Origin of the sequence: Pseudonocardia sp. KRD291 (genome assembly GCF_019263595.1) — a bacterium.
Lineage (GTDB): Bacteria > Actinomycetota > Actinomycetes > Mycobacteriales > Pseudonocardiaceae > Pseudonocardia.
Genome location: NZ_JADQDD010000053.1, coordinates 1 through 26882, shown reverse-complemented (window position 1 = coordinate 26882; position 26882 = coordinate 1). Strand labels below are relative to the sequence as shown.

Here is a 26882-nt window from a genome sequence, read left to right as displayed (position 1 = left end):
ACCAAGATCGCCGAGGCGGTCGTGTCCAAGATCGCCGGGCTGGCCGCCCGCGAGGTGAACGGCGTGTACGCCCTCGGCGGCGGCGCGGCCCGCACGTTCGGCGCGATCCGCGAGCGCATCCCGGGCGCCTCCACCAACGTCGCGCAGGGCGTGTCGGTCGAGGTCGGCGACAAGCAGGCCGCCATCGACCTGAACATCGTCGTCGAGTACGGCGTCGCCATCGCCGACCTGGCCAAGGCCGTGCGACGCAACGTCATCTCCGCCCTGGAGCGGATGACCGGCCTGCAGGTCGTCGAGGTCAACATCTCCGTCGACGACGTCCACCTGCCGTCGGAGGACGACGGCCGGACCGAGCCCGAGCAGCCGACGCCGTCCTCCACGCCGCGGGTGTCCTGACCCGGCCGACACCCCGGTCGGGGGCGCCGGCCGGGTGCGAGCTCAGTTCAGCTTGCGGGTGTCGGCGGGCAGGCCGCCGCCTGCGTAGACGTCCTCGGCCAGCTTCGCCAGTGCGGTGAGGGCGACGTTCTGGCTCCACGGGCCGTAGGACACGCGGGAGACGCCGAGCTCCCGGGCGCGGGCCAGCGGGATCGAGCCGGGGATGCCGATCAGGTTGACCTTGCGCTCGCCGAGCGCCTCGACCAGGCGTCCGACCTGGGTCTCGTCGAGCTTGCCGGGCACGAAGAAGTTCGACGCGCCGGCCTCGAGGTAGGCCTTGCCGCGCGCGATGGCGTCGGCGAGGACGTCCTCCGGGTCCTTGTCACCGGCCTTGAGGAACGCGTCGGTGCGGGCGTTGAGCACGAACGGCACGCCCTCGGTCTCCGCCGCCGCGACGGCGGCCTCGACGGCCTTCACCGCGTCGGCGAGCGGCTTGACCTGGTCCTCCAGGTTCGCCCCGACGGCGCCGACGCCGATCGCACGCGCGACCGTGCCGCCCGGGTCGCCGTAGCCGGCCTCGAGGTCGGCCGTGACCGGGAGATCCCCCGCGGTGCGCACGATCAGCCCGATGGCCTCGATCATCTCGTCGCGCGGGATCTGCTCGCCGTCCGGGTAACCGTGCGAGGCGGCGATGCCGTGGCTCGGGGTGGCGAGCGCCTTCGTCCCCTCGGTCTGCGCGACGACGGTCGCGGTGATCGCGTCCCAGACGTTGACGACGAGCAGCAGCTCCTCATCGGAGTGCAGCTTCTGCAGTGTGGCGGCCTTGTCGGCGGTGGTGACCATGACGATCACCGTAGGCCCGGGCGAGGGCAGCGGCAGGGCGGCTCAGCCCTCCCCGGTACCGATGTTGACCATCCACGCGGTGCCGAACCGGTCGACGCAGGCGCCGAACTCGTCGCCCCACATCTGCTTCTCCAGCTCGACGGTGACCGTGCCCGACGCGGAGAGCTTCTTCCAGTAGCCGCGCAGCTGCTCGGCATCGTCCCCGGAGAGGCTGACCGTGATCGACGAGCCGGGCGTGTACTCCATGCCGGGCGGGGTGTCCGCGCCCATCAGCGTGTACCCGCTCGGGGTCTCCAGCTGCGCGTGCATGACCTTGTCCGCGACCGCCGGGTCGTCGTTGCCGAACTCGCCGAACGTCGACAGGGTCAGCGTGCCGCCGAACACCTCGCGGTAGAACTCCATCGCCGGGCGGGCGTCGTCGCGGAAGCTGAGATAGGGGTTCAGGCGCGATGCCATGGTGTCCTCCAGCGGTCGTCGGGATATCAGGAACCTCAGTCCCGCCACCGCCCGCGTTACGCCCTATCGGCAGGCATCGACCTCGCTCCCGTGCCGCGGTCGGTGCTCAGCGCTCCCGGCGGTCGAGCAGGCGCTGCAGCTTGCCCACCGACCGTTCCAGGGTGTCCGGGTCGACGACCTCGCAGGCCACCGACACGCCGACGCTCTCCTTGACCGCCCGCACCAGCTCCGCGGCCGCCGTCTCCCGCCGCTGCGCCGGGGTGTCGGCGCGGGCCTCGACCCGCACCGACAGCGCGTCCATCCGGCCCTGCGTCGTCAGCTCCAGCTGGAAGTGCGGCGCGAACCCCGGTGTCCGCAGCACGATCTCCTCGATCTGGGTCGGGAACACGTTCACCCCTCGCAGGATGATCATGTCGTCGCTGCGACCGGTGATCTTGGCCATCCGCCGCATCGACGGCCGGGCGGTGCCCGGGAGCAGCGTCGTCAGGTCCCGGGTGCGGTACCGGATGATCGGCAGCGCCTCCTTGGTGAGCGAGGTGAACAGCAGCTCGCCCTCCTCGCCGTCGGGCAGCGCCCTCCCCCGCCCGTCCGCCTCCAGAGGGTCGACGACCTCGGGCAGGAAGTGGTCCTCCCAGATGTGCAGGCCGTCCTTGGTCTCCACGCACTCCTGCGAGACACCCGGGCCCATCACCTCGGACAGGCCGTAGATGTCCACGGCGTGCATGTCCATCCGCTCCTCGATCTCGGAGCGCATCTGCTCGGTCCACGGCTCCGCGCCGAAGATCCCGACCTTCAGTGACGTCGACGTCGGGTCGATCCCCTGGCGGGCGAACTCGTCGAGCAGCGTGAGCATGTAGCTCGGGGTCAGCATGATGACGTCGGGTGCGAAGTCGGTGATCAGCTGGACCTGCCGCGGGGTCATACCGCCGGAGACCGGGATCGCCGTCGCCCCCAGCTTCTCGATGCCGTAGTGCGCGCCGAGGCCGCCGGTGAACAGGCCGTACCCGTAGGCGTTGTGGATCTTGTGTCCGGGACGCCCGCCGGCCGCGCGGATCGAGCGGGCGATCAGACCGGCCCAGTCGTCGATGTCCTTCGCGGTGTAGCCGACCACCGTCGGACGCCCGGTCGTGCCGGAGCTGGCGTGGATCCGCCGGACCTGGTCCTGGGGCACCGCGAACATGCCGAACGGGTAGTTGTCGCGCAGGTCGGCCTTGTTCGTGGTCGGGAACTTCGCGATGTCGGAGAGCTCACGGCAGTCGTCCGGGTGCACGCTGTGCGCGTCGAAGGCCCGCGTGTAGTGCGGGACGTTCGCGTAGGCGTGCCGCAGCGTCCACTGCAGACGCTGCAGCTGCAGGTCGCGCAGCTCGTCGACCGACATCCGCTCGGCCGGGTCGAGGGACTCCGGAGCCGGCGCGTCCCCCAGCCGCCGCGCCACGGTGGTCACTGTGCCGTCTCCTTCTGGGCCGTCTCCTGCTTCGCGACCAGCGTGAGCACGTCGTAGCGGGCCACCGACTCGCCGTCCTGGCGGGTCACGTCGGCGTCCCAGCGAACCTCGCCGTAGGCGGCCGAGTCGCGCGGGGTCAGCTGCTTGCAGGTCAGCGTCACCGTCAGCTCGTCGCCGAACTTGACCGGTGTGAGGAACCGCAGGTCGTCGACGCCGAAGTTGGCCAGCACCGGCCCCGGCGCCGGGTCCACGAACAGCCCGGCCGCGAACGAGACGATCAGGTAGCCGTGCGCGACGCGCTCGCCGAACAGCGGGTTCGCCGCCGCGGCCTCGGCATCGGTATGGGCGTAGAACGTGTCACCGGTGAACTCGGCGAAGTGCTCCACGTCCTCCTGGGTCACCACCCGTGGACCGGCGACGAGCGTGTCGCCCGGCCGGAGCTCCTCGAGGTGCTTGCGGAACGGGTGCACGTCGGTCTCGTGGCGTTCGGCGCCGGTGACCCAGCGGCCGGTGATCGCGGACAGGGTGTCCGGGTCGCCCTGGACCGCGGTGCGCTGCATGTGGTGCAGCACCCCGCGGATGCCGCCCATCTCCTCGCCCCCACCGGCGCGTCCGGGTCCGCCGTGCACGAGCTGCGGCATCGGCGAGCCGTGCCCGGTGGACTCCTTCGCGTCGCGCGCGTTGAGCACCAGGATCCGGCCGTGCCACGGTGCGACGCCGAGCACGACCTCGCGGGCGAACGCGGTGTCGGCGGTGACGACGGACCCGGCGAGGCTGCCCTGCCCGCGCGCCGCGTAGTCGATCAGCTGGGCGGTGCCGGAGTAGGGAAGGATCGTGGAGACCGGACCGAACGCCTCCACCTCGTGCGGCTCGGCCCGCTCCGGGTCCCCGACGAGTAGCAACGGCGAGACGAACGCGCCGGCGACGGCGTCCGCGTCGGTGACCTCGACCGAGTCCGGGTCGCCGAAGACGATCCGACCGGCGTCGGTGAGCGCCTTGACGCTGCGCCGCACCTCCTCGCGCTGCTCCAGACTCGCCAGCGCACCCATCCGGACGCCGTCGGACGACGGGTTGCCGACGGTCACCTTCGCCAGCCGCGCGGACACCGCCTCGACGACGGCGTCGACGTGGCGCTCCGGCACGAACGCGCGCCGGATCGCGGTGCACTTCTGGCCGGCCTTGACCGTCATCTCGGTGGTCAGAGCCTTGACGAACAGGTCGAACTCCTCGGTCCCCGGCGTCGCGTCCGGGCCGAGCGCGGAGAAGTTGAGCGAGTCCGCCTCGGCGGTGAACCGCACCGAGTTCCGGACGATCGCCGGGTGCGCGCGCAGGGTCTGCGCGGTCGCCGCGGAACCGGTGAACGACACGAGGTCCTGGCCGGTGAGATGGTCGAACGTGTCACCGAGCGAGCCGGCGACGAACTGCAGCGCGCCGGCCGGCAGCAGCCCGGAGTCGACGATCAGCTCGACGAGCTTCGCGGTCAGGAACGCGGTCGGGCTGGCCGGCTTGACCAGGCTCGGCACGCCGGCCAGGAACGCCGGGGCGAGCTTCTCCAGCGGCCCCCACACCGGGAAGTTGAACGCGTTGACCTGTACCGCGACGCCGTGCAGCGGGGTGCAGACGTGCTGGCCGAGGAACGTGCCGCCGCGCCCCAGGGGCTCGACGCCGCCGTCGACGTAGACGGTGTCGTTGGGCAGCTCGCGCTTGGCCTTCGAGGCGTAGGCGAGCAGGACGCCGATGCCGCCGTCGACGTCGAACTTGGAGTCGCCGAGCGTCGCACCGGTCCGCGCCGAGATCTCGTAGAGCTCCTCGCGGTGCTCGCGCAGGTGCCCGCCGAGAGCCTTGAGCAGCGCGGCGCGCTGGTGGAAGGTCAGCTCGCGCAGCGCGGGCCCGCCGACGGTGCGGCCGTACTCCAGCGCCGCCCCGAAGTCGATGCCGTCCGAGGAGATCCGGGCGACCTCCTCGCCGGTCACCGCGTCGTGCAGCGGCCGGCCCTCCCCGGGCGGGGTGTGCCAGTTCCCGCCGACATGGCTGCGGAGCAGTGCTCCCCGGCTGTGGGTCATCGGTGACGCCTCCAGGTCCTCGACCGACCGTTCGTTCGGCCAGAAACTAGCACCGGGCACACCGTCGGGACCAGCCCCACGTCGGACGACCGATCGTTCGGTCGAGGAGGCACTACAGTGCCCCCATGCCCGACACCGACCCCGCCGTCCTGGTCACCCGCGACGAGACAGACCCCGCGGTCGCGATCCTCACGCTGAACCGGCCCGCCCGGTACAACGCGATGACCGTCGAGCTGAAGGAGGCCCTTCTCCCGGCGATCACCGACGTCGCCGCCGACGACACCGTGCGCGCGATCGTGCTGACCGGCGCGGGCAAGGCGTTCTGCGTCGGCCAGGACCTCGGCGAGCACGCGGCGAACCTCGAGAAGGACCCGGCGACGGCGTTCGACACCGTCGCCGAGCACTACAACCCGATCGTCACGGCGCTGTCCGAGGCCCCCAAGCCGGTCATCGCGGCGATCAACGGGCCGTGCGTCGGCGCCGGACTCGGTTTCGCGCTGGCCGCCGACCTGCGGATCGCCGCGGCCGGCCTGAAGTTCGCCACCGCCTTCACCGGGATCGGCCTGACCGCCGACTCCGGGCTCTCGGCCAGCCTCGCGCACGCCGTCGGGGTGGCGCGGGCGACCGAGCTGCTGCTGCTCGGCGAGCAGTTCTCCGCCGAGGACGCGCAGAGCTGGGGCCTGGTCCGCGACGTCGTCCCGGCCGAGGACGTGCTGACCACGGCCCTGGAGCTGGCCCGCAGGCTCGCGTCCGGCCCGACCGCCGCCTACGCCGAGGTGAAGGCCGCCGTCCACTTCGGCGCGATCAACGACCTGCCCGCCGTGCTCGCGCACGAGGGCGCGGCGCAGACCCGCCTGGCCTCGACCCGCGACCACCAGCAGGCCGTCGCCGACTTCCTGGCGAAGAAGAAGCCGACGTTCGAGGGGCGATGAGCGAGCCCGCGAGCAGTGCGGTGAGCGCCTTGCCCGCAGCCGACCCCGCGCGCCGGTCCCGTCGCCCCAGCGGCGGCGCCGGGTCGCTGCTCGAGGTCGCGGTCGGCGAGTTCAACACCCGTGGCTACGACGCGACGTCCATGGAGGACCTCTCGCGCGCGGCCGGGATCACGAAGTCGTCGTTCTACCACCACTTCGCCGGCAAGGAGGCGCTGCTGCGGGCGGCGCTGGAGCGGGCCGTCGACGGGCTGTTCAGCGCACTCGACGCCCCGGCCGCCCACACCGGCACGCCGGCCGAACGGCTGCGCGCGATCGTCCGCGCCCAGGTCGTGGTGCTGATGGCCGAGCTGCCCTACGTCACCCTGCTCCTGCGGGTGCGCGGCAACACCGAGACCGAACGATGGGCGCTGGAGCGTCGCCGCACGTTCGACGCCGAGGTCACGAGGCTGGTCGGGGAGGCCGTCGACGCGGGTGAGGTCCGCGCCGGGGTGGACCCCGCCCTGGCCGCGAAGCTGCTCGGCGGGCTGATCAACTCGATCGTCGAGTGGTACCGCCCGGGCCGCCCCGGCACCGACACGCTGCCCGACGACGTCGTCGCAGCCGCGTTCGTCGGGATCATCCCCGCCCGATGAGACCCACACGGTGACCGATCTCCCGGCGCTCGAGCTGCGGGTGCGCTGTGCGATCGACGACGTCACGCTGTCCACACTGCACGCCCGCGCGTTCGGCGAGACGCCACGCCTGCGTGCCTGGTCCGCGCAGCTGGAGCGGCACAGCCTGTCCTGGGTCGGCGCGTTCGAGGGCACCACCATGAGCGGGTTCGCCAACCACGCCTGGGACGGCAGCGGGCACGCGTTCCTCCTCGACGTCGTCGTGCACCCCTCGCGACAACGCCGGGGCATCGGCCGCGCGCTCGTCGCCGACGCGGTCCGCCAGGCCACCGACGCGGGCTGCAGCTGGCTGCACGCCGACTTCGCCGAGGATCTGACCCCGTTCTACCGCGACACCTGCGGCCTGACCCCCACCTCCGCCGGCCTCCTCCGCCTGCACCGCTGAGGGCAGCACCGTCGGCACGCGATCGAGCGTCACGAAACGGCTGCGCGCACCGCCACGAGGTGACGCCCGATCCGCACCCTCCCCAAACATGGCCACCACCACCGCCGAACGTCACGTAATGGCGGCCCGATCGCCATTCCGTGACGCTCAATCCGACGACTGCCCGCCGGCGAGGCCAAGGACTGCCAGCGTCACAAAGTAGTGGTGCGGACCACCAGGTTGCGACGCTCGGTCGGCGATGAGACGTCGCGGCTGATCGAGAGTCACGTGTTGGCTGTTCATCCGCCATGACGTGACGCTCGATCGGCGCGGATGGCCCGCTCGTAGCGGACCCGGTCCGCGACCACGTCCGGACGACCCAGCACGTCGCGCGCCGGGAGACGGACGACGTGCCAGCCGTTCCTGACGACGTACGCCTCGCGGTCGAGGTCGTACAGGGCCTGCTCGGCCGTGCGGTGGTGGCCGCCGTTGTACTCGATCGCCAGGAGAAGATCCGGGTAGCAGAGGTCGAGAAAGTACGGCCCGACCGGGTGCTGGAGCGTCGGAGGTGGGAGGCCACCGTCGTGCAGGGCCAGCCGGAGACGGGTCTCCATCGGCGACTGGGACCGCCGATCGGCCAGTGCCACCAGTGCGCCGAGACGCCGAGATCCGCGAGCACCCGGGTGGCGGGCGGCGATCTCCAGAACGCGTGCCGGGTCGAACTCGCCGTGGAAGGCGAGCGCGTCGATCGCGGCCACCGCGTCGATCCGCGGCAGCCGGCGCGCGAGGTCGCAGGCGGTCCGCGCCGGTGAGGTGACGAGCATGCCGGCCCGGAACACGGGCTCGTCCTCGGCGAGAGCGCCGCGGTGGACGATCAGGCCGGACTGCGCCCGCCGGTTGCCACCGGGAACGATCACCTCGGCCGGAACGCCGAGAGGACCGCAGGACGCGCCGAGCACCTCCGCGGCCGAGTACCCGGCGAGCGCACCGACGCCGTCGACCAGCAGGTACGCGGCCTCCGACCGGAGCGCGAGCGTGACCGGCACGTCGGCTCGCACGTAGATGCCGTGGAACAACGCACGGAAGCCCCTGCCGCGGAGCCGCGCCCGCGTGACCACTCCCGCGGCCACGGCTTCCGACCCGACGAACGGTCGACTCAGGTCCATACGACTTGGACCGCTCCCGACCCGATTCGGTTCCATCGAATCGAACGTCACGATCCGGCGGACGCCAGAACCATTCCGTGACGCCGGATCGGGGCCGGGCGGCTCGTCGGCCAGGCCACCGCCGGGCGTCACGTTCTGGCGATGCTCACCGCCATTTCGTGACGGCCGCGCGCTCGGTCGGCCCGATCGGCGACGCGGCACGGGCGGGCGTCACCTTTTGGTTGCCCGCTCCGCCGTTTCGTGACGCTCGACGGATCGTCCGGCCGTCTTGCGTCGGGGCGTCCGCTCAGCCATGCTTACAGCCGAACGAACATTCGGTCCAGGAGGTGCCCAGTGTCGGTCGCAATGCCGGAGACGGACGAGCGCGTGCTCGAGACGGGGTTCGACGCGACGATCGCGGCGGACCAGCGCATCGAGCCACGGGACTGGATGCCCGAGGGCTACCGCAAGACCCTGATCCGCCAGATCGCCCAGCACGCGCACTCCGAGATCATCGGCATGCAGCCCGAGGGCAACTGGATCCTGCGGGCGCCGAGCCTGCGGCGAAAGGCGATCCTGCTGGCCAAGGTGCAGGACGAGGCCGGGCACGGGATGTACCTCTACGCCGCCGCGGAGACGCTCGGCGTGGACCGCGAGGAGCTCACCGAGAAGCTCATCGACTCCAAGCAGAAGTACTCGTCGATCTTCAACTACCCGACGCTGAGCTACGCCGACATCGGCGTGATCGGCTGGCTGGTCGACGGCGCCGCGATCTGCAACCAGGTCCCGCTCTGCCGCTGCTCCTACGGGCCGTACGCGCGGGCGATGATCCGGATCTGCAAGGAGGAGTCGTTCCACCAGCGCCAGGGCTACGAGCTGCTGCTGGCGATGGCGAACGGCACCGACGAGCAGAAGCGGATGGTGCAGGAGTCGACCGACCGCTGGTGGTGGCCGTCGCTGATGATGTTCGGCCCGCCGGACGGGGACTCCCCCAACTCGCAGCAGTCGATGGCCTGGAACATCAAGCGCCACACCAACGACGAGCTGCGCCAACGCTTCGTCGACATGAGCGTCCCGCAGGCCGAGGCACTGGGCGTGACACTGCCGGACCCGGAGCTGCGCTGGAACGACGAGCGCAAGGCACACGACTACGGCGAGCCGGACTGGGAGGAGTTCAAGGCGGTCGTCGCCGGCTCCGGCCCGGCCAACGCCCAGCGCGTCGCGCACCGTCGTCGCGCGCACGAGGGCGGCGCCTGGGTCCGTGAGGCCGCGCAGGCCTACGCCGACAAGCAGGCCGCCCGCAAGAACGAGGCCCGGAAGGCGGCGGCGTGAACACCCCCGACGAAGAAGAGGTCACCGCCGAGGGCGGGCACGGCGCCGTCCCGGTCACCGGTGTGGAGACCGGTCAGGGTGAGAAGCCGAGTCGGCGGACCTGGCCGCTCTACGAGGTGTTCGTGCGCGGCAAGCGCGGGCTCAACCACGTCCACGTCGGGTCGCTGCACGCCCCCGACGACGAGATGGCGCTGCACAACGCGCGCGACGTCTACACCCGTCGCAACGAGGGCGTGAGCATCTGGGTCGTGAAGGCCGACGACATCACCGCGTCCAGCCCGGCGGAGAAGGACCCGTTCTTCGACCCGTCCGCGGACAAGGTCTACCGGCACCCGACCTTCTACCGGATCCCGGAGGAGGTGCCGCACCTGTGAGCCCGCACGCGATGGAGGAGGACGCGACCAACGCGTACCAGTCCTTGTCCGAGACCACGGACCACGACGACCCGCGCTGGGCGTTCGGCACCGGGATCGTCGAGGAGGCGGGCGCCGAGGTGTCCGCGCCGGTGCCCGAGGGCGTCGATGCCGCCGACCTGGCGGCCTACTGCCTGATGCTCGGCGACGACGCGCTGATCTACAGCCACCGCCTCTCGGAGTGGGTGTCCAACGCCCCGGAGCTGGAGGAGGAGGTCGCGCTCGCCAACACCGCGCTCGACCTGCTCGGCCAGGCCCGCGTGCTGCTGGCCCGGTCCGGGCACGTCGAAGGAGACGGACGTGACGAGGACGCGCTGGCGTACCAGCGCAGCGACGCCCGGTTCCGCAACGTCGGGCTCGCCGAGCTCTCCGACGACCTGGACTTCGCCCGCGCGATCGGGCGCCTGCTGATCTTCTCGACCTGGCGTCTCGCCCTGCTGCACCGGCTCGTCGGCTCGACCGACCCGGTGATCGCCGCGGTCGCCGGCAAGGGCGTCAAGGAGCTGACGTACCACCGCGACTACGCCGCCCGCTGGACGCTGCGCCTCGGCGACGGCACCGACGAGTCGCACCGTCGGATGCAGGACGCGCTGGACGCCCTGTGGCCCTACGTCGGCGAGCTGTTCCGCACCTCCGACGAGGAGACGCGCCTGGCGGGTGCCGGTGTCGCCGTCGACCCGGGCACCACCCGCGAGGAGTTCGACGCGGTGCTCGACGAGGTCGTCTCGAAGGCGACGCTGACCCTGCCGGACCGGCCCGCGATCGGCACCATCGGTGGCCGCGGCGGGCGTCAGGGCGTGCACACCGAGCACCTGGGCCACGCGCTCGCGCAGATGCAGAGCCTGGCCCGCCAGCACCCGGGTGCGACGTGGTGACCGCGACGGCGCGGGCGGACGCGCGCGAGGTCGTCGCGCGCGTCGTCGACCCGGAGATGCCGATGCTGACGCTGCACGACCTCGGCGTGATCCGCCGGGTCGACGTGGACGGCGACGCCGTGACCGTCACGATCACCCCCACCTACTCCGGCTGCCCGGCGATCGAGGAGATGCGCCGCGACGTGTCGGCGTCGCTGTCCGCGGCCGGCTACGGGCCGGTCGAGATGCGCACGGTGTTCTCGCCCCCGTGGAGCACCGACTGGATCTCCGACGACGGGCTCCGCAAGCTCGCCGAGGCCGGCATCGCCCCGCCCGGACGCGTCGGGCCCAGGGCCACCGGGCCGATCCCGCTGACGCTGACCGCCCCGTCGCCGGACGTGCGCTGCCCGCACTGCGGCGCTCCCACCACCGAGGAGTTCTCGCACTTCGGCCCCACCGCCTGCACGTCGCTGCGCCGGTGCCCGTCGTGCAGCGAGCCCTTCGAGCACATGAAGGAGATCTGACGTGAACCGGCGGCGCGAGGCGGCCTGGACGGCGCGGAGCAACATGGTGCACGGCCGCTCGTCGCGGCTGCGGATCGAGGACGCGATCGACGACGTGCTCGCCGACCCGGATTTCGCCCCCGAGTCGGCAGGCCTCGAGCCCGGACGCACCGACGGCGGCTTCCACCACCTCCCGATCGGCGGTATCGAGCGGCTCTGCGACGACGCCGTCGCCGTCACCTTCGACGTCCCGGACGAGCTGCGCGAGGCCTACGCGTTCAAGCCGGGCCAGTACCTGACGCTGCGGCGCTGGAACGACGACGGCGAGCACCGCCGTTCGTACTCGATCTGTGCACCGGCCGGTGCGATGCCGCGGGTGGGCGTGCGCCGCGTCGACACCGGCATGTTCTCCGAGTGGCTGGTGAACACCGCGCAGGTCGGCGACGAGGTCGAGGTCGGCCCGCCGTCCGGGTCGTTCACCCCGGAGCTCGAGGCCGGTACGCACCACGGGCTGGTCGCGGCCGGGTCCGGGATCACGCCGGTGCTCTCGATCGCGGCGTCGCTGCTGGCCGCACACGACGACACGCACGTCACGCTGCTCTACGGGAACCGTCGCACCGACACGGTGATGTTCACCGAGGAGATCGCCGACCTCAAGAACGCGTTCGGCCCACGCCTGCACCTGTTGCACGTGCTCTCCCGCGAACCCACCGAGGCCGAGATCTTCAACGGACGCCTCGACGCCGAGCGGCTGCGCACGCTGTTCGGCGCGCTGGTCGACGTCGAGACCATCGACCACTGGTGGCTCTGCGGCCCGCTCGGCATGACCGACGACGCGACCGCCGTCCTCACCGACCTGGGCGTGGACAGGAAGAAGGTCCACCGCGAGCTGTTCTACGTCGACGAGCCGCCGCCCGAGCTCGACCGGGCCGAGGACACCGCCGAGCTCGACGGCGAGGGCAGCGAGGTCACGGTCGTGCTCAACGGCCGCACCACGCAGCTCACGCTGCCGCGCAACGTCCCGGTGCTCGACGCCGCGCAGAAGGTGCGCGGGGACCTGCCGTTCGCCTGCAAGGGCGGCGTGTGCGGGACGTGCCGGGCGAAGGTCACCGACGGCGAGGTGACGATGCGGCGCAACTTCGCGCTCGAGGACGACGAGGTCGAGGCCGGTTTCGTGCTGACCTGCCAGACGCTGCCGGTCTCGGACAAGATCACGGTCGACTACGACGTCTGAGCGGGCCTACTGCTCGAGGTCCAGGGCACGCAGCGCGTTCTCCACGACCTCGCTCAGCGCCGGGTGGATCCAGTACTGCACGTCGGCCAGGCGGGTGACCGGGACGCCGAGTGCCATCGCCTGCACGAGCGACTGCACCAGGGTCGGCGCCTGCGGGCCCATCAGGTGCGCGCCGAGCAGCAGGCTGGTGTGGGGGTCGGCGATCAGCTTGCAGAAGCCGGTCTCGTCCTCCATCGCCCACCCGTAGGCGACGTCGGAGTAGGGCCGGACCGCGACGACGTGGTCGCGGCCCTCGTCGCGGCACTGCTGCTCGGTGCACCCGACGGTGCCGATCTGCGGCGAGGTGAACACGGCCGCCGGGACCAGGCCGAGGTCCACCTCGCGCATCGCGTCCGGGTGCAGCAGGTTGTGCGCCGCGACCGTCGCCTCGTGGTTGGCCGCGTGCTTGAGCTGTACCGGCGAGCTGACGTCGCCGAGGGCGAACACCCCGTCCGCGCTGGTGCGCAGGTACCCGTCGACGGCGATGCGGCCGTCGTCGTGGGTGTCGATGCCGGCCGCGCCGAGGTTCATCCGGTCGCCGTTGGGCACCCGCCCCGCGGCCACCAGGAGCATGTCCGCCTCGATCGTCGACCCGTCGTCGAGGCGCAGCCGCACCCCGTCGCCTGCCTGCTCGACCGCGTCGACCCCCTGCCCGGTGTGGACGTCGAACCGTTCGCGCGCGACCTCGGTGAAGCGCTGCGAGATCGTCTCGTCCATCGAGGCCAGCAGCGCGTCGGCGACGTCGATGATCGTCACCGCGCAGCCCAGGCCACCGAAGATGTGCGCGTACTCGGCCGCGATGTAGCCACCGCCCAGGATCGCCAGCCGCCGCGGCAGGGCGTCGATCCGCAGGATCGAGTCCGAGGTCTCGTAGTGCACGCGTGCGGACTCCACCGGGGGCGGGACGCTCGGCCGTGCGCCGTCGGCGATCACGACCCGGTCCGCGGAGATCTCGTCGGTCCCGCCGTCGTCGCGGCGCACGCGCAGGGCCAGCGGGCCGGTGAACTCGGCCTGCCCGAGGTAGACGGTCACGTTGTCGCTCTGCTCGCGTCCCCTGCGACCGTCGGCGGAGATCGGGTCGAGCCTGGAGAACACCCGCTCCTGGATGTCGGACCACCGGACGCGCTCGACGGCGGCGTCCACGCCGTACTCCGGGGCCTGCCGCGCCGTGTGGGCGACCTCGGCGGTGTAGGCGAACATCTTGGTCGGGATGCAGCCGACGTTGAGGCAGGTGCCGCCGAACGCGGTGCGCTCGACGATCGCGACGTCGAGGTCGTCGAACCGCTCGTCGACGACCATGTTGCCGGAACCGGTGCCGATGACGACGAGGTCGTGGTGTCGCACCGGTCGAGCCTAAGCCGGGCGCGGCCACGCCGCCCGTCGCCGGACCGGCGTCAGGCGGGGACCCGGGTGCCCGTCGCGGTCGAGCGACGACCGGTCAGGGCGAGCGTCGTCAGCAGGAAGGTGATCGGCACCGCGACGACCGCGGCGGCCAGCGGGGCCACCCGCTCCCCCACCCCGAGGTGCACGAGCGCGACCACACCGATCGTCGTCGCCGCGATGTTCGTAGCCTGCGACCAGGGAAAACGCAGGAAACGGCGCCAGGTGGGCCGGACCGAGAACGTGAACCGGCAGTGCAGGAAGTACGAGACGACCATCGCGACGGCCAGGCCCAGCGCGTGCGCGGCCAGGTAGCCGACGGGTTCGAGGACCAGCCGGTAGGTCGTGTAGTAGACGGCCGCGTTCGCCACGCCGACCATCCCGTACCGGACCAGCCGGCCGAGTGACCGACGTGCCCGCTGCGCGCGCACAGGCGCCGGCGCGCGGCCGTCGATCACGTTCGGGGTCACGTCAAGACTTTCGCAGCCCGCCCCGAAATGGTTTCTCCCGGGGTCCTCTTTCGCCCGATCGGCGGTGTCCACCGGACCGAGCGGACGATCTTGACCTTGCCGCGCGCGGCCCGTCGGGCGGGTTCAGAGCCGGCAGCGGATCGCCGCGGTCACCGCCGGGTCCTCGACCGAGGCGACCAGGACGTCGGAGAACCCCCGGCTGTCCTCGCCGACCCGCCGGGTGTCCTGCTCGCTCATCCGGCGCACGAGCAGCACCGCGGTCGCGACGGTGCCGTCGTCGCGGCGGATCTCGACGCCCCGCGCGAGCACTCCGCTGATCAGGCCGCCCTTGGCCCCGATGCCGAGGATGCCGGGTGGCGGGTGCGGGTCCTGCTCGGCGATGGCCCGGGCGCGGTCCGCGCCGGGGAAGGTGCCGTGCCCGACCGCCGACCACAGCGCCTCGAGCTGGCGGGCCGTCCCGCCCGGGCCGCCGTCGGCCCAGGCGGGCTCCACGCCCGGCGGAGGAATGCGGGTGTCTGCGTCGGCCCGGAAGGCGGGGTCGGTGGCGTAGCGGCGGGCGAGGGCCCACTCGGCGGCGCGGCGCGCGGGCCGGTCGGTGGCCGGCGGGACCAGCTCGGGCGTGTAGAGGGAGACGACGAATCCGGTGTTGCTGATCAGCTCGGGGTCGTCCCAGCCGACCGCGCGGGCGGTGTCGAGCAGGGCACGGTCGCCGAGGCGGGCGCGCAGGAGGTCCGGGCCTGCGTCGTCGCTCCAGATGCTGACCTGGTGGGCGATCTGGTCGAGCGTGACGACCCGGTCCGGGTCCCGGGCCCGGTTGCCGGTGCGCGGGATCCCCAGGTGGTCCAGCGCCCGGGCGTGCGAGCTCGTCGACGGGTTGAAGACCTCCCAGCGCTCCCAGTCGCCGACCCGCACCGGCTCGTCGGGGCGCACCGCGCCGAGCGCGACCGCGCGGGCGTACGCGGCCAGGTTCAGGGACTTGCTGGCCGATGCCATCGGCTGGACCGCGTCGGCTCGGTGTTCGAGCCGGGTCCCCCGGCCGTCGTCGACGACGAACGCGACGTCGTCGCGGTGGGCGGCGAGGTAGCCGATCCAACCCTCGACGCTGCCCACGTCCGGGGCCGGTGGGGGCGCGCACGTCCCCGGTTCCGCGGCGCCGCTGCAGCCCGCGACCACGAGCAGCATCGCCACCAGCAGGTACCGCATCGGGCCGCTCAGACCCCGAGCTCCTCGCGCAGCGCTCCGGCCGCGGCGACCATCGAGGCCATCTTCCCGTCGGCGGCGGCGCGGGTCAGGTACTTCATGCCGCAGTCGGTGCTCAGGACCAGCTGCTCGGGCCGGTGGTGGCGCAGCGCCCGACGGACCCGGTCGGAGATCACCTCGGGGGTCTCGACGTCCTCGGTGCTCAGGTCGATCACCCCGAGTGCGACCGTCTTGCCCGCGAGGTCGCCGAGCACACCGAGGTCGATGTCGGGCTGGGCGCTCTCGATCGAGACGTGGTCGCACACGCAGCCGGCCAGCTCGGGCAGGAACGAGTAGCCGCTCGGCTTCTGCCCGGGCATCTTGGCGGCGTAGCCGAAGCACAGGTGCACCGCGGTGGTCCCGGGGGCGTCGCGCAGGGCGTGGTTGAGCGCGGCCAGCCCGTAGGCGCGGGCGGCGTCCGGGACGGCCTGCATGTAGGGCTCGTCGATCTGCACGATGTCCGCGCCTGCGGCGAACAGGTCGAGCATCTCGGCGTGGCAGGCGTCGGCGAGGGCGAAGGCCAGCGCCTCCCCGTCGCCGTAGTGGTCGTCCTGCGCGTTCTGCGACATCGTGAACGGGCCCGGCATCGTGATCTTCGCCAGGCGCCCGGTCCGGGCCCGCAGGAACTCGGTGTCGCGGGCCTGGATGCTGCGCGGGCGGGTGACCGGCCCGACGATCCGCGGGACCCGCTGGCTCTTCCCGTTGCGCCCGACGCGGGTGCCGGGGTTGTCGACGTCGATGCCCTCGAGCGCGGTCGCGAAGTGGTTGGAGTAGGACTCCCGGCGCGCCTCCCCGTCGGTGACGATGTCGAGCCCGGCGCGTTCCTGGGCGTCGACGGCGATCACGGTGGCGTCGTCCTGGGCCTCGACGATCGTGTCCGGGCCCGGGCGCCACAGCTGCGGGTCGCGGGCCCGGGCGGGGCCGGTCCCGGCCAGGTGCGCGCGGTCGACGAGCCACCCCGGCTGCGGGTAGCTCCCGACGATCGAGGTCGCCAACGGACGTACGGAAGCAGTCACCGGGATCGCCTTCCGGGAGCGGGACCTGCAGGCGGAGTGGATCGTTCGGACGCTTGAGGTGTCGGAGCCCCACGGTAGTGTCTGTCACCACACGGCGTCGCGTGACCTCGTCGAGGAGGACCCCTCATGACCCAGACCGCACCGCCGCCGTCCGGAACCGGACGCCCGCCGATCCGGCTGCACCACAACGCGTTCGTCACCAAGGACCAGGAACGCACGCGGGCGTTCTACGAGGACGTCATCGGCATGCCGCTGGTCGCGACCTGGACCGAGGTCGACGAGCTGTCCGACCCCGAGCTGACGCCGTCGCCGTTCCGGCACATCGCGCTGGCCACCGACCAGGCCAACCAGGACGCGATCCGCACGCGCATCGCCGACGCCGGGTACGTCGAGCCGCAGACGTTCGTCCTCGACCACGGTTACTGCGTCTCGCTCTACATCACCGACCCGAACGGCCTGCTGCTCGAGTTCACGGTGGACGACCCGGACGCCGACGCGATCAACGAGGTCCGCCGCGCCCAGGCCCGCAAGGACCTCGAACGTTGGCTGGGCGGCGACCACTCGAGCAACAACACCTACCGCGACTGAGAAGGCGACCGCCCCCGTGGCCTACGACGTCGAGGTGGCCGACCGGCTACGCGAGATCCTGACCCCGGAGCCGGGCATCACCGAGAAGAAGATGTTCGGCGGCCTGGCCTTCCTGATCGACGGGCACATGGCCGTCAACGCCTCCGGTCGCGGTGGCCTCATGCTGCGCGTCGACCCCGCCGACACCGACGCCCTGGTCGCCGACCCGCGGGCGAGCCGGTTCGTGATGCGCGGGCGCGAGCTGGACGGCTGGCTGCACGTCGACGTCACGGAGACCTCCGACGACGAGCTGGCCCGCTGGGTCGAGCACGGCGTCCGCTTCGCGCGGTCGCTCCCGCCGGACCGACCCCGCCGATCGGCCTGAGGGCCGTCGTCGTCCGGGCTGCGCGGGGACCCTACGGAGGTGTGATGTCGAGAGCGGCACGCTCGGTGTGGACGCGCACCGAGCACCCGACGGCGACGCCCGAGCAGATCTCGTCGATGCTCCGCGAACGGGTCTACGGCACCATCGCCTGTCTCAGCACGCTGCTGGTGCTCACCCGGCACATCGACGACGGCGGAGGGCCCTGGTCCGCCGTCGCCGACGTGCTGATCGCCACCGGCGGGCTCTGGGCGGCCAGCCTGTTCGCCGACTACACCGCCCATCTCGCGGCGCACGGGCACGGACCGAAGGGCCACGAAGGACTTCTGGCCCTGCGCAGCTCCGGGCAGATCCTGCAGGCCTCGGCGGTGCCGGTGCTGCTGCTGGTCGGGTCCGCGCTCGGCTGGCCCCCGTTCCACACGGCGCTGTGGACGGCCGTCTGGGTGCTCGTCGCCAGCATGGGCCTGTTCGCCCTGCTCGCGGTCCGGCGCACCACGCTGCCGTGGTGGAAGCGCATCGTGCTGGTGGTGGCCCTGGTCGCGCTGGGCGGGCTGGTCGTCGCGCTCAAGGCGATCCACTGAGCCACGCGTCCCCGCCGCCGGGTCACCGCCGTCGCGGCGCGGTGGTGCGGATGTGGCGGCCCAGCGCCGCGCACAGGGCCGGCGCGTCGCGCCGTTCCAGCCGGTCGAGCAGGTCATCGTGCTCGTCGGCGAGGGCGAGCATGTGCGCGTCGTCGGTCGGGATCGCGACGCGCACCAGTCGGACGAACGCGCCGAGCTGGTCGAGCAGCAGGGACAGGGTGGGCATCCGGGCGACGGCGGCGAGCTCGCGGTGGAACGTCTCGTCCAGGCCGAGGAAGGCCGTCACGTCCCCGTCGCGCGCGACCCGTCGCTGACGCAGGACGGCGACGCGCAGCCCGTCCAGGTCGTCGGGTTCCCACCGCGCACACGCCTGCGTCGCCGCCGTCGTCTCCAGTGACTCGCGGAGCAGGGTCACCTCGTGCCGGTGGCTCTCCGACAGGTCCACGACGCACATCCGGCGGCGGCTCCCGACCGTCAGGAGCCCTTCGCTCTGCAGCCGTCGCAACGCCTCGCGCACCGGGGTGCGGGACGCGCCGAACGCCGCCGCCAGCTCGACCTCGTCGAGCACCGACCCCTGCTCGCGACGCCCGGCGACGATGTCCTCGCGCAGGGCGTGGTGGATGTGGTCGGCCTTGGTCCGCACGCGCCGCCCCGCTCCCTCGACCTGCCGCCCGCTACTTCGCGAAGATCTGCGCCTCGTCCCGGAACGCCTTGATCTCCATCGCGTTGCCCGCGGGGTCGTGGAAGAACATCGTCCACTGCTCCCCCGGCTCGCCGGCGAAGCGCAGGTAGGGCTCGATCACGAACTCGGTCCCGGCCGCGCGCAGCTTTTCGGCCAGCGTGTGGAACGCGTCCACCCCGAGGACGGCCCCGAAGTGCGGCACCGGGACGTCGTGCCCGTCGACCGGGTTGTGCGCCGGCGCCGCCGCGCGCTCGGCGACGTGGGTCACGATCTGGTGGCCGTAGAAGTTCCAGTCCACCCACAGGTCCGCGGACCGGCCCTCCTGCAGGCCGAGCACGTCGCCGTAGAAGGCCCGGGCCTTCGCCAGGTCGTCCACCGGGATCGCCAGGTGGAAGCAGGGCCTGGTCGTCTGCGCTGCAGTCATGGCATCAGCATACAAAAGAGCAACATGTATACATACGCTCCCGGGACGTGGCCTGCGCCTCGATCCGACCGAGGTCGCGGTCTGCGCTCGCGGGCCGTCGTCGGCACACGGGCCCACTACTGTCGACCCGTGACGATCCGGGTCGCGGCACTGCACATCGCCGACGCCTCCCGCGCGCCCATGCGACCTGTCGACCGGGTCGAGGCCGAGGCGGGCCTGCGCGGCGCGGTCTGCCGGATCCTCGCCTCCGGCACGATCACCGTCGGCGACGTCGTCGGTTTCCCCGAGAGGACCGGAGCAGGCGATTCGCACGGCGACAGGACACCGACCCCGTGATCGAGAAGTGTGGTCACATCCGTGCCGTCCGTGGCACCGATGTGACCACTCTGGTCGATCAACACGATGTCCGGGACGCGCCGACCGACCGACCCCGCACCCCCGTTTCTTGACTGATTCCAGAAAGTACGACAGTCTGACGGGGTGCCAACGACGTCGGACTTCGAGCGCATGCTGCGTGGGGCGACCCTGCGCGTGACGCGCCCACGGCTGTCGGTGCTGTCCACGGTGCACGCCCAGCCGCACCTCGACACCGACTCGATCATCGGGCTCGTGCGCGCGGATCTCGGCGATGTGTCCCACCAGGCGGTCTACGACGTGCTGCGCGCGTTGACGACCGCCGGCCTGGTGCGCCGCATCCAACCGACAGGCTCCCCGGCACGCTACGAGTCCCGGGTCGGCGACAACCACCACCATGTCGTCTGCCGCTCGTGCGGGGCCATCGCCGACATCGACTGCGCCGTCGGCGAAGCCCCGTGCCTGACCGCGTCCGACGATCACGGCTTCACGATCGACGAGGCCGAGGTCATCTATTGGGGCGTGTGCCCCGACTGCTCCACCGCTACCCACATCGACACCGCGCACACCGATCCACCCCGGAAGGATTCCCGTGTCTGACGACCACCCCACCATCGAGAGCGAGCTGAACAGGGAGGAGGACGGTGGCTGCCCGATCGACCACGGTCGCATCGCCCACCCCACCGAGGGTGGTGGCAACCAGGACTGGTGGCCGAACCAGCTCAACCTGAAGGTCCTGCGCAAGCACCAGGTCGCCTCCGACCCGTTCCACGGCGAGTTCGACTACGCCAAGGAGTTCGCCACCGTCGACCTCGACGCGCTGGCCCGCGACGTCGACTCGGTCATCACCACCTCGCAGGACTGGTGGCCCGCCGACCACGGTAGCTACGCCGGGTTCTTCATCCGGATGGCCTGGCACTCCGCGGGCACCTACCGGACCTTCGACGGCCGTGGCGGCGCGGGCGCCGGCATGCAGCGGTTCGCGCCGCTGAACAGCTGGCCCGACAACGGCAACCTGGACAAGGCGCGCCGTCTGCTCTGGCCGGTCAAGCAGAAGTGGGGCCGCAAGGTCTCCTGGGCCGACCTGCTGGTCTTCGCGGGCAACCGCGCCCACGAGATCTCCGGCTTCCCGATGTTCGGCTTCGCCGGCGGCCGCGCCGACGTCTGGGAGCCGGACGAGGACGTCTACTGGGGTTCCGAGGGCACGTGGCTGGGCAACGAGGCGCGCTACGGCGGTAGCAAGGACCTCAACAACCGTGAGCTGGAGAAGCCGCTCGGCGCCTCGCACATGGGCCTGATCTACGTGAACCCGGAGGGCCCGGACGCCAGCGGTGACCCGATCGCCGCGGCCCGCGACATCCGCGAGACCTTCGGCCGGATGGCGATGAACGACGAGGAGACCGCCGCGCTGATCGTCGGCGGCCACACCCTCGGCAAGACCCACGGCGCCGCCAACCCGGACGAGAACGGCAACGTCGGCCCCGAGCCGGAGGCCGCCGACATCACCGAGCAGGGCCTGGGCTGGAAGCAGAGCTTCCGCTCCGGCAAGGGCCGCGACACCATCACCTCCGGCCTCGAGGTCATCTGGACCCGCACCCCGAACCGGTGGAGCCACGACTACCTCAAGCACCTCTACGCCTACGAGTGGGTGCTGGAGAAGTCGCCGGCCGGGGCGAACCAGTTCGTCGCCAAGGACGGCCCGGAGATCATTCCGGACCCGGAGCAGGGTCAGCCGAACCGCAAGCCGACGATGCTGGTCACCGACGTGGCCCTGCGCGTCGACCCGGTCTACGGCGAGATCACCCGCCGCTGGCTCGACAACCCGTCCGTGTTCGAGGACATCTACCGTCGCGCCTGGTACAAGCTGACCCACCGCGACATGGGCCCGAAGGAGCGCTACATCGGCGCCTGGACCCCGACCGAGGAGCTGCTCTGGCAGGACCCGGTCCCGGCCGTCGACCACGAGCTCGTCTCCGCCGACGACGTGGCGTCGATCAAGGCGAAGGTGCTCGAGTCCGGCCTGTCGGTCACCGACCTGGTCAAGGCCGCCTGGGCCTCGGCCTCGTCGTTCCGCCAGTCGGACAAGCGCGGCGGCGCCAACGGCGGCCGCATCCGCCTCGAGCCGCAGGTGAGCTGGGAGGCCAACGACCCGGACACCCTGCGCACCGTGATCTCGACGCTGGAGTCGATCCAGTCCGACGTCAACGGCTCGCTGACCGGTGGGAAGAAGATCTCCTTCGCCGACCTGGTGGTGCTGGCCGGCGGCGCCGCCGTCGAGAAGGCCGCGAAGGACGCCGGGCACGAGGTCTCCGTGCCGTTCACCCCGGGCCGCACCGACGCCACCCAGGAGCAGACCGACGTCGAGTCGTTCTCCTACCTGGAGCCGACGGCCGACGGCTTCCGGAACTACCGCGGCAAGGGCCACACCCTGCCCGGCGAGTTCCTGCTCGTCGACCGGGCGAACCTGCTCGGCGTCTCCGCTCCGGAGCTGACCGTGCTGGTCGGCGGCCTGCGCGTGCTGGGCGCGAACACCGGTGGGTCGACCGCAGGCGTGCTGACCGACAAGGTCGGGACGCTGAGCAACGACTTCTTCACCAACCTCCTCGGCGCGGGCGTCGCGTGGCGTTCGGTCGCCGGTGACGACGACTCCTTCGAGGCGGTCGACGCCTCCGGCGCGGTGAAGTGGACCGGGACCCGGGCCGACCTGGTGTTCGGCTCGAACTCCGAGCTGCGCGCCGTCGCCGAGGTCTACGCGAGCGACGACGCGAAGGAGAAGTTCGTGAACGACTTCGTCGCCGCCTGGACGAAGGTCATGAACGCCGACCGTTACGACGTCGCGCTCTGATCTGACCCTCCCAGCGACACCAGCACGACAGCCCCGGCCGGGCCACCGGCCGGGGCTGTCGTCGTCGGTGGTCGGTGTGTGCCGGGCACACAACCGGGGCGCCGTAGTTCGTTCCGCGGCCCGATGGCATCGGCTCCCCCCGCTCGTAGCGTCCTCCCCAGTGGGAACAGCCGGGCCACCACGGCGTCGGCGACGGGACTCTTCGAAGGGGAGGACTCCATGAAGACCTACGCACTGGACACACCGGTCGAGGGCCGGTCGACGTGGCACGACGGGAAGCGCCGTCTCTGGATGCTCGGGCTCGTCGTCCCGCTGCTGCCGTTCCTGGCGATGGGCCTCTACGCGCTGACCGGCCTCGAGATCACGCTGTGGCTCGGTCCGGTCATCGTGCTCGTCGTGGTGCCGCTGATCGACCTGGTCGCCGGGCGCGACAACAGCAACCCGCCGGACGAGGTGATGGAGGCCCTCGAGGAGGACCGCTACTACCGCTGGATCACCTACGCCTACCTGCCGATCCAGTACGCGGGCCTGGTCCTGGGGATGTGGTTCGTCGCCACCTCCGACGCCGGGGTGTTCGGCATGATCGGGTGCGCGATGACGCTGGGCTCGGTGGCCGGCATCGGCATCAACACCGCGCACGAGCTCGGCCACAAGAAGGAGTCCTCCGAGCGCTGGCTGGCCCGGGTCGCGCTCGCGCAGTGCTTCTACGGCCACTTCTACATCGAGCACAACCGCGGCCACCACGTCCGCGTCGCCACCCCGGCCGACCCGGCGTCGAGCCGGATGGGCGAGAGCTTCTACGCGTTCTGGCCGCGCACCGTCGTCGGGTCGGTGACCAGCGCGTGGCGGGTGGAGCGCAAGCGGTTCGCGCGGCGCGACAAGCACCCGTTCCGGCTGGGCAACGACGTGCTCAACGCCTGGCTGATGTCGGCGGTGCTGTGGGGCGCCCTGATCGCGGTGTTCGGCGTCGCGATCCTGCCCTACCTGGTGATCCAGGCCGTGTTCGGCTTCACGCTGCTCGAGCTCGTGAACTACATGGAGCACTACGGCATGCTCCGCCAGGAGGTCGGCCCGCCGGACCGTCGCCGCTACGAGCGGGTCACCCCCGCACACTCGTGGAACTCCAACAACATCGCCACCAACGTGCTGCTCTACCACCTGCAGCGGCACAGCGACCACCACGCCAACCCGACCCGGCGCTTCCAGACGCTGCGCGACTTCGCCGAGAGCCCCGTCCTGCCCACCGGCTACACCGGGATGATGGCGCTCGCGGTCGTGCCGCCGCTGTTCTACCGGACGATGGACCCGCTGGTCGTCGCGCACTACGAGGGCGACCTGCGCCTGGCCAACCTGGCGCCGCGCAAGCGGGACAAGCTGTTCGCCCGCTACCCGGTGCCGGGCACGTCCACCGGGACCGTCGACTCCGACACCGCGGCGCCGGTCGCCGGTGACGACGTCGCGGCCGCCCGCTGCCCGGGCTGCGGGCACATCTACGTCGTGGCCGAGGGCAACGAGCTGGAGGGCATCGCCGCCGGCACCCCGTGGGCGCGCGTGCCCGACGACTGGACCTGCCCCGACTGCGGGGTCCGGGACAAGGTCGACTTCATCCCGCTGACGAACGCGGAGGCCTGAGAAGATGAAGATCGTCGCTGACCGGGACGCCTGCGACGGGCACGGCATGTGCGAGGCCATGGCGCACGAGTACTTCGAGCTCGACGACGACGGCCTCGTGCAGATCCTCGACGAGACGCCGGCCGAGGGAGACCGCGAGCTGGTGGAGTCCGCCGTCGCCTCCTGCCCGGCCGCTGCACTGCGGCTCGACACCTGAAGGCCTCGACACCTGAGGGCCTCGACGCCTGAGCGACCGACCCCGCACGACACGCCGCCCCGGCTCCGGTCACGGAACCGGGGCGGCGTCGTCGCCCGGGTACGGTCGCCCGGTGCCCCCACCGGTGTCGGACACCCTCGGTCGCGTGGCCGGACCGCTGCTGGCCGACACCAGCCGTGTCGTCGGCACCGTGCTGAGGCAGGTCGCCGACGAGCTGCCGGAGGTGGCCGGTGACCCCCGCGTCCGGGAGGTGCTGGCCACCACCGTGGGGGACATGGTCACGGCCGCGCTGACCGTGCTCGGTGCCGGAGCGCCGGTCGACGGGGTCCGGGCCCCGGACGCCGCGCTCGAGCTGGCGCGGCGCCTGGCCCAGCAGGGCGTCCCGATCTCGACGATGCTGCGCGCCTACCGGATCGGACAGGCCTGCTTCCAGCAGGAGCTGATCGCCCTGATCGCGGGCACCCCCGCCGACGGGGCGCAGGTCGCCGCCGCGGCCCGGGACCTGGCGTCGGTCACGTTCAGCGTGATCGATGCGGTCTCCGAGGAGGTGGTGGCCGCCTACCAGAGCGAGCGCGACAGCTGGATGCGGCAGCGCAACACCGCCCGGCTCGCCACGGTCACCGCCCTGCTGTCCACCCGCTCGGTCGACGCCGGCGACGTGGGCAGCACCCTGGGCTACGACCTTGCCGGGGCGCACGTCGGCGCCGTGCTCTGGTGCGGCGCCGACGTCGACGAGGTCGAGCGGCTGGGCCGGCTCGAACGCGTCGTGCCCGAGGTCGCGGCCGCGCTGGGCTGCACCCGGCCCCCGTTGGTGGTGGCCCCCGACGCGTCGACGCTGTGGGCCTGGTTCCCGGACGCGGCCGCCCCGCCGGACGCGGTCACCGACGTCCTGGCCGGCACACCCGGCACCTACGCCGCGCTCGGCGACCCGGTCGAAGGTCTGGCCGGCTTCCGGCGCAGCCACCAGCAGGCGCAGCAGACCCAGCAGATCGCCGCCGCGGCCGACCCGGCGCACCGGGCACGGACCACCACCTCGGCCCAGCTCGGTCCGCTGGCGCTGCTCGCCGCGGACCCCGGTTCCGCCGCGCCCTGGGTGCAGAGCGCGCTCGGCGGGCTGGCTGACGACGACGACGACGCGGCCCGGCTGCGCGAGACGCTGTGGGCCTACCTGTCCCGGGGCGGCAGCCTCGCCGCCGCCGCGACCGAGCTGCACCTGCACAAGAACACGATCATGTACCGGATCCGGAAGGCGGAGCAGGTGCGTGGCCGGCCGCTGTCGGAGGGCCGGATCGACGTCGAGGTCGCGCTGCTGGCCTGCCGCCTGCTCGGGACGACGGTGCTGCGCGCCGCCCCGGGCCCGCCGGGCTCCGGCTAGGTCCGCCCGCCAGGTCCGCGGTCAGACCGTCTGCGGCGCCATGGCGCAGCTCGGCCGGCCGGGATCGGGACGTGAGCTACTGCGCGGACCGCTCGGCCGCCAGCTTGGCCTCCGCACGCTGGGCCTCGGCCCGGGTGTTGCGCTCGCGACGCAGCCATTCCGGCTGCTCCTCCTTGATGGCCGCGATCTGGGCGGTGGTCAACGGCTCGGTGATCTCGGCACGGGCCAGGCCGGAGATCGACACCCCGAGCCGGTCCGCGACGACCGGGCGCGGATGCGGGCCGTCGCGCCGCAGCTCGCGCAGCCACTCGGGCGGATCGGCCTGCAGGGCGTCGAGCTCGTCGCGCGAGACCACCCCGTCCCGGAACTCCTCGGGCGTCGCCTCGAGGTGCACGCCGAGCTTCTTCGCCGCCGTCGCGGGCTTCATCGTCTGGGTCGACCTCTGCCGCGTCATGTGCCGAGGGTATCGGGGCCGGACCGGCCGATAGCCTGGGCCGGTGACCGAGCCGAGCGACACCGCGTCCTTCCGGCTCGGCTACGTCCCGGGCGTCACGCCGGGCAAGTGGGCGCGGATGTGGGCCGAGCGCCGTCCCGACGTCGCGCTGGAGCTGGTCGCGGTGAGCACGGACGAGGCGGTGGAGCTGGTCCGGACCGGTGCGGTGGACGCCGGTGTGGTCCGGCTGCCGATCGACCGGACCGGGCTGCACGCGATCCCGCTCTACACCGAGACCACCGTGGCCGTCGTCCCGAAGGAGCACCTGCTCACCGCGGCCGAGGAGGCGCAGGTCGCCGACCTGGCCGACGAGGTCGTCCTCCGCCCGCTGGACGACACGCTCGCCTGGCCCGGTGACCGGCCGGGACGGGCGGCGGCCTCCGACCCCGCGACGACGGCCGACGCGGTCGAGCTCGTCGCCGCGGGCTTCGGCCTGCTGGTCGTCCCCCAGTCGCTGGCCCGCCTGCACCACCGCCGGGACCTCACCTACCGGCCGCTGACCGACGCACCGGGGTCGGGTGTCGTCCTCGCCTGGCCGGACGCGGAGGAGAACTCCGAGGAGATGGAGGAGTTCATCG

At 72.2% G+C, this 26882-nt stretch carries 31 protein-coding genes; 19 read left to right on the top strand and 12 right to left on the bottom strand.

The window, feature by feature from the left end; all coding sequences use genetic code 11:
- A partial coding sequence (locus I4I78_RS10385; protein ID WP_218611050.1) for an Asp23/Gls24 family envelope stress response protein occupies positions 1-396 on the top strand: 396 nt, incomplete at its 5' end.
- Between the two features lie 42 nt (positions 397-438).
- Here the strand turns inward: I4I78_RS10385 and I4I78_RS10380 are convergent.
- The 4 genes from I4I78_RS10380 to paaZ form a co-directional block, all read right to left on the bottom strand.
- Positions 439-1218 carry an isocitrate lyase/phosphoenolpyruvate mutase family protein gene (locus I4I78_RS10380; RefSeq protein WP_218611049.1) on the bottom strand — a complete coding sequence of 260 codons (780 nt, stop codon included), beginning with the start codon at positions 1216-1218 and terminating at the stop codon, positions 439-441.
- A gap of 42 nt (positions 1219-1260) precedes the next feature.
- Positions 1261-1674, bottom strand: a complete 414-nt coding sequence (locus tag I4I78_RS10375; protein ID WP_218611048.1) for a VOC family protein — start codon at positions 1672-1674, stop codon at positions 1261-1263.
- Positions 1675-1780: 106 nt separating this feature from the next.
- On the bottom strand, positions 1781-3052 hold the full coding sequence (gene paaK, locus I4I78_RS10370) for a phenylacetate--CoA ligase PaaK (RefSeq protein ID WP_218611055.1): 1272 nt from the start codon (positions 3050-3052) through the stop codon (positions 1781-1783).
- Between the two features lie 62 nt (positions 3053-3114).
- The gene (gene paaZ, locus I4I78_RS10365; RefSeq protein WP_218611047.1) at positions 3115-5181 is read right to left on the bottom strand and encodes a phenylacetic acid degradation bifunctional protein PaaZ; all 2067 of its coding nucleotides are present in this window, start codon (positions 5179-5181) and stop codon (positions 3115-3117) included.
- 125 nt (positions 5182-5306) lie between these two features.
- Between paaZ and I4I78_RS10360 the strand changes: the two genes are divergently transcribed.
- The 3 genes from I4I78_RS10360 to I4I78_RS10350 are packed head-to-tail and all read left to right on the top strand — an operon-like array spanning position 5307 to position 7169.
- The gene (locus I4I78_RS10360) at positions 5307-6113 is read left to right on the top strand and encodes an enoyl-CoA hydratase/isomerase family protein (protein ID WP_218611046.1); all 807 of its coding nucleotides are present in this window, start codon (positions 5307-5309) and stop codon (positions 6111-6113) included.
- A 20-nt stretch (positions 6114-6133) separates the two neighbouring features.
- Complete coding sequence (locus I4I78_RS10355; protein ID WP_308252011.1) at positions 6134-6745, top strand: TetR/AcrR family transcriptional regulator; 612 nt, start codon at positions 6134-6136, stop codon at positions 6743-6745.
- A 10-nt stretch (positions 6746-6755) separates the two neighbouring features.
- Positions 6756-7169, top strand: coding sequence for a GNAT family N-acetyltransferase (locus I4I78_RS10350; RefSeq protein WP_218611044.1), 414 nt, complete (start codon positions 6756-6758; stop codon positions 7167-7169).
- Between the two features lie 278 nt (positions 7170-7447).
- On the opposite strand, the gene I4I78_RS10345 is transcribed toward I4I78_RS10350, so the two are convergent.
- A complete protein-coding gene (locus I4I78_RS10345; RefSeq protein ID WP_218611043.1) occupies positions 7448-8314 on the bottom strand; it encodes a DUF559 domain-containing protein in 867 nt (288 codons plus the stop codon).
- A gap of 345 nt (positions 8315-8659) precedes the next feature.
- Here I4I78_RS10345 and paaA point away from each other — a divergent pair, with 345 nt between their 5' ends.
- The 5 genes from paaA to paaE all read left to right on the top strand — a co-directional run bounded on the left by paaA (position 8660) and on the right by paaE (position 12629).
- Positions 8660-9625: a 1,2-phenylacetyl-CoA epoxidase subunit PaaA gene (gene paaA / locus I4I78_RS10340; RefSeq protein ID WP_218611042.1), complete on the top strand. Its 966-nt coding sequence runs from the start codon at positions 8660-8662 to the stop codon at positions 9623-9625.
- Between the two features lie 62 nt (positions 9626-9687).
- Positions 9688-9999 (top strand): 1,2-phenylacetyl-CoA epoxidase subunit PaaB, encoded by a 312-nt coding sequence (gene paaB / locus I4I78_RS10335; RefSeq protein ID WP_308252010.1) that lies wholly within the window; start codon positions 9688-9690, stop codon positions 9997-9999.
- A gap of 11 nt (positions 10000-10010) precedes the next feature.
- Positions 10011-10913, top strand: coding sequence for a 1,2-phenylacetyl-CoA epoxidase subunit PaaC (paaC, locus tag I4I78_RS10330; RefSeq protein WP_218611054.1), 903 nt, complete (start codon positions 10011-10013; stop codon positions 10911-10913).
- Positions 10910-11416: a 1,2-phenylacetyl-CoA epoxidase subunit PaaD gene (paaD, locus tag I4I78_RS10325; RefSeq protein WP_374225859.1), complete on the top strand. Its 507-nt coding sequence runs from the start codon at positions 10910-10912 to the stop codon at positions 11414-11416. Before paaC ends, paaD begins: the two co-directional genes overlap by 4 nt.
- 1 nt (position 11417) lies before the next feature.
- Complete coding sequence (paaE, locus tag I4I78_RS10320) at positions 11418-12629, top strand: 1,2-phenylacetyl-CoA epoxidase subunit PaaE (RefSeq protein ID WP_308252009.1); 1212 nt, start codon at positions 11418-11420, stop codon at positions 12627-12629.
- Positions 12630-12635: 6 nt separating this feature from the next.
- On the opposite strand, the gene I4I78_RS10315 is transcribed toward paaE, so the two are convergent.
- The 4 genes from I4I78_RS10315 to I4I78_RS10300 all read right to left on the bottom strand — a co-directional run bounded on the left by I4I78_RS10315 (position 12636) and on the right by I4I78_RS10300 (position 16752).
- Positions 12636-14012, bottom strand: a complete 1377-nt coding sequence (locus I4I78_RS10315) for a mycothione reductase (protein WP_218611039.1) — start codon at positions 14010-14012, stop codon at positions 12636-12638.
- Positions 14013-14062: 50 nt separating this feature from the next.
- The gene (locus I4I78_RS10310) at positions 14063-14518 is read right to left on the bottom strand and encodes a GtrA family protein (protein WP_308252008.1); all 456 of its coding nucleotides are present in this window, start codon (positions 14516-14518) and stop codon (positions 14063-14065) included.
- A gap of 123 nt (positions 14519-14641) precedes the next feature.
- Positions 14642-15721 carry a serine hydrolase gene (locus tag I4I78_RS10305; RefSeq protein WP_218611038.1) on the bottom strand — a complete coding sequence of 360 codons (1080 nt, stop codon included), beginning with the start codon at positions 15719-15721 and terminating at the stop codon, positions 14642-14644.
- A gap of 8 nt (positions 15722-15729) precedes the next feature.
- Positions 15730-16752: a uroporphyrinogen decarboxylase family protein gene (locus tag I4I78_RS10300; RefSeq protein ID WP_226379454.1), complete on the bottom strand. Its 1023-nt coding sequence runs from the start codon at positions 16750-16752 to the stop codon at positions 15730-15732.
- 147 nt (positions 16753-16899) lie between these two features.
- On the opposite strand from I4I78_RS10300, the gene I4I78_RS10295 reads away from it, so the two are divergent.
- The 3 genes from I4I78_RS10295 to I4I78_RS10285 are packed head-to-tail and all read left to right on the top strand — an operon-like array spanning position 16900 to position 18303.
- Entirely contained in the window at positions 16900-17361 is a 462-nt protein-coding gene (locus tag I4I78_RS10295; RefSeq protein WP_218611036.1) for a VOC family protein, read from the top strand.
- Between the two features lie 16 nt (positions 17362-17377).
- Complete coding sequence (locus tag I4I78_RS10290) at positions 17378-17725, top strand: TfoX/Sxy family protein (protein WP_218611035.1); 348 nt, start codon at positions 17378-17380, stop codon at positions 17723-17725.
- A gap of 44 nt (positions 17726-17769) precedes the next feature.
- Positions 17770-18303 (top strand): hypothetical protein, encoded by a 534-nt coding sequence (locus I4I78_RS10285; protein ID WP_218611034.1) that lies wholly within the window; start codon positions 17770-17772, stop codon positions 18301-18303.
- Between the two features lie 22 nt (positions 18304-18325).
- On the opposite strand, the gene I4I78_RS10280 is transcribed toward I4I78_RS10285, so the two are convergent.
- Both I4I78_RS10280 and I4I78_RS10275 read right to left on the bottom strand, forming a co-directional pair.
- Complete coding sequence (locus I4I78_RS10280; RefSeq protein ID WP_218611033.1) at positions 18326-18946, bottom strand: GntR family transcriptional regulator; 621 nt, start codon at positions 18944-18946, stop codon at positions 18326-18328.
- A 31-nt stretch (positions 18947-18977) separates the two neighbouring features.
- Positions 18978-19409 (bottom strand): VOC family protein, encoded by a 432-nt coding sequence (locus I4I78_RS10275; protein WP_218611032.1) that lies wholly within the window; start codon positions 19407-19409, stop codon positions 18978-18980.
- Between the two features lie 129 nt (positions 19410-19538).
- On the opposite strand from I4I78_RS10275, the gene I4I78_RS10270 reads away from it, so the two are divergent.
- The 6 genes from I4I78_RS10270 (at position 19539) to I4I78_RS10245 (ending at position 25811) form a co-directional block, all read left to right on the top strand.
- Positions 19539-19745 (top strand): hypothetical protein, encoded by a 207-nt coding sequence (locus I4I78_RS10270; RefSeq protein WP_218611031.1) that lies wholly within the window; start codon positions 19539-19541, stop codon positions 19743-19745.
- Positions 19746-19889: 144 nt separating this feature from the next.
- The gene (locus tag I4I78_RS10265; protein ID WP_218611030.1) at positions 19890-20363 is read left to right on the top strand and encodes a Fur family transcriptional regulator; all 474 of its coding nucleotides are present in this window, start codon (positions 19890-19892) and stop codon (positions 20361-20363) included.
- Positions 20356-22608 carry a catalase/peroxidase HPI gene (gene katG / locus I4I78_RS10260; protein WP_218611029.1) on the top strand — a complete coding sequence of 751 codons (2253 nt, stop codon included), beginning with the start codon at positions 20356-20358 and terminating at the stop codon, positions 22606-22608. Before I4I78_RS10265 ends, katG begins: the two co-directional genes overlap by 8 nt.
- 219 nt (positions 22609-22827) lie before the next feature.
- Entirely contained in the window at positions 22828-24240 is a 1413-nt protein-coding gene (locus I4I78_RS10255) for a fatty acid desaturase (protein WP_218611028.1), read from the top strand.
- A gap of 4 nt (positions 24241-24244) precedes the next feature.
- Positions 24245-24436, top strand: coding sequence for a ferredoxin (locus tag I4I78_RS10250; RefSeq protein WP_218611027.1), 192 nt, complete (start codon positions 24245-24247; stop codon positions 24434-24436).
- A gap of 145 nt (positions 24437-24581) precedes the next feature.
- Positions 24582-25811, top strand: a complete 1230-nt coding sequence (locus I4I78_RS10245; protein ID WP_308252007.1) for a helix-turn-helix domain-containing protein — start codon at positions 24582-24584, stop codon at positions 25809-25811.
- Positions 25812-25887: 76 nt separating this feature from the next.
- Here the strand turns inward: I4I78_RS10245 and I4I78_RS10240 are convergent, their stop codons facing one another.
- Positions 25888-26265 (bottom strand): DUF5997 family protein, encoded by a 378-nt coding sequence (locus I4I78_RS10240; protein ID WP_218611025.1) that lies wholly within the window; start codon positions 26263-26265, stop codon positions 25888-25890.
- Between the two features lie 43 nt (positions 26266-26308).
- Here I4I78_RS10240 and I4I78_RS10235 point away from each other — a divergent pair.
- The coding region (locus I4I78_RS10235; protein WP_308252006.1) for a LysR family substrate-binding domain-containing protein at positions 26309-26882 on the top strand (574 nt) is incomplete at its 3' end.

Excerpts from the sequence above, each read along its gene's own strand:
- paaC (WP_218611054.1), top strand. The coding sequence starts at position 10,011 with ATGGAGGAGGACGCGACCAACGCGTACCAGTCCTTGTCCGAGACCACG.
- I4I78_RS10305 (WP_218611038.1), bottom strand. The coding sequence starts at position 15,721 with ATGCGGTACCTGCTGGTGGCGATGCTGCTCGTGGTCGCGGGCTGCAGC.
- I4I78_RS10240 (WP_218611025.1), bottom strand. The coding sequence starts at position 26,265 with ATGACGCGGCAGAGGTCGACCCAGACGATGAAGCCCGCGACGGCGGCG.
- I4I78_RS10295 (WP_218611036.1), top strand. The coding sequence starts at position 16,900 with ATGACCCAGACCGCACCGCCGCCGTCCGGAACCGGACGCCCGCCGATC.
- I4I78_RS10285 (WP_218611034.1), top strand. The coding sequence starts at position 17,770 with ATGTCGAGAGCGGCACGCTCGGTGTGGACGCGCACCGAGCACCCGACG.
- I4I78_RS10360 (WP_218611046.1), top strand. The coding sequence starts at position 5,307 with ATGCCCGACACCGACCCCGCCGTCCTGGTCACCCGCGACGAGACAGAC.
- paaK (WP_218611055.1), bottom strand. The coding sequence starts at position 3,052 with ATGTCGGTCGACGAGCTGCGCGACCTGCAGCTGCAGCGTCTGCAGTGG.
- paaA (WP_218611042.1), top strand. The coding sequence starts at position 8,660 with ATGCCGGAGACGGACGAGCGCGTGCTCGAGACGGGGTTCGACGCGACG.
- I4I78_RS10250 (WP_218611027.1), top strand. The coding sequence starts at position 24,245 with ATGAAGATCGTCGCTGACCGGGACGCCTGCGACGGGCACGGCATGTGC.
- I4I78_RS10255 (WP_218611028.1), top strand. The coding sequence starts at position 22,828 with ATGAAGACCTACGCACTGGACACACCGGTCGAGGGCCGGTCGACGTGG.
- I4I78_RS10345 (WP_218611043.1), bottom strand. The coding sequence starts at position 8,314 with ATGGACCTGAGTCGACCGTTCGTCGGGTCGGAAGCCGTGGCCGCGGGA.
- I4I78_RS10275 (WP_218611032.1), bottom strand. The coding sequence starts at position 19,409 with ATGACTGCAGCGCAGACGACCAGGCCCTGCTTCCACCTGGCGATCCCG.
- I4I78_RS10380 (WP_218611049.1), bottom strand. The coding sequence starts at position 1,218 with ATGGTCACCACCGCCGACAAGGCCGCCACACTGCAGAAGCTGCACTCC.
- paaZ (WP_218611047.1), bottom strand. The coding sequence starts at position 5,181 with ATGACCCACAGCCGGGGAGCACTGCTCCGCAGCCATGTCGGCGGGAAC.
- I4I78_RS10375 (WP_218611048.1), bottom strand. The coding sequence starts at position 1,674 with ATGGCATCGCGCCTGAACCCCTATCTCAGCTTCCGCGACGACGCCCGC.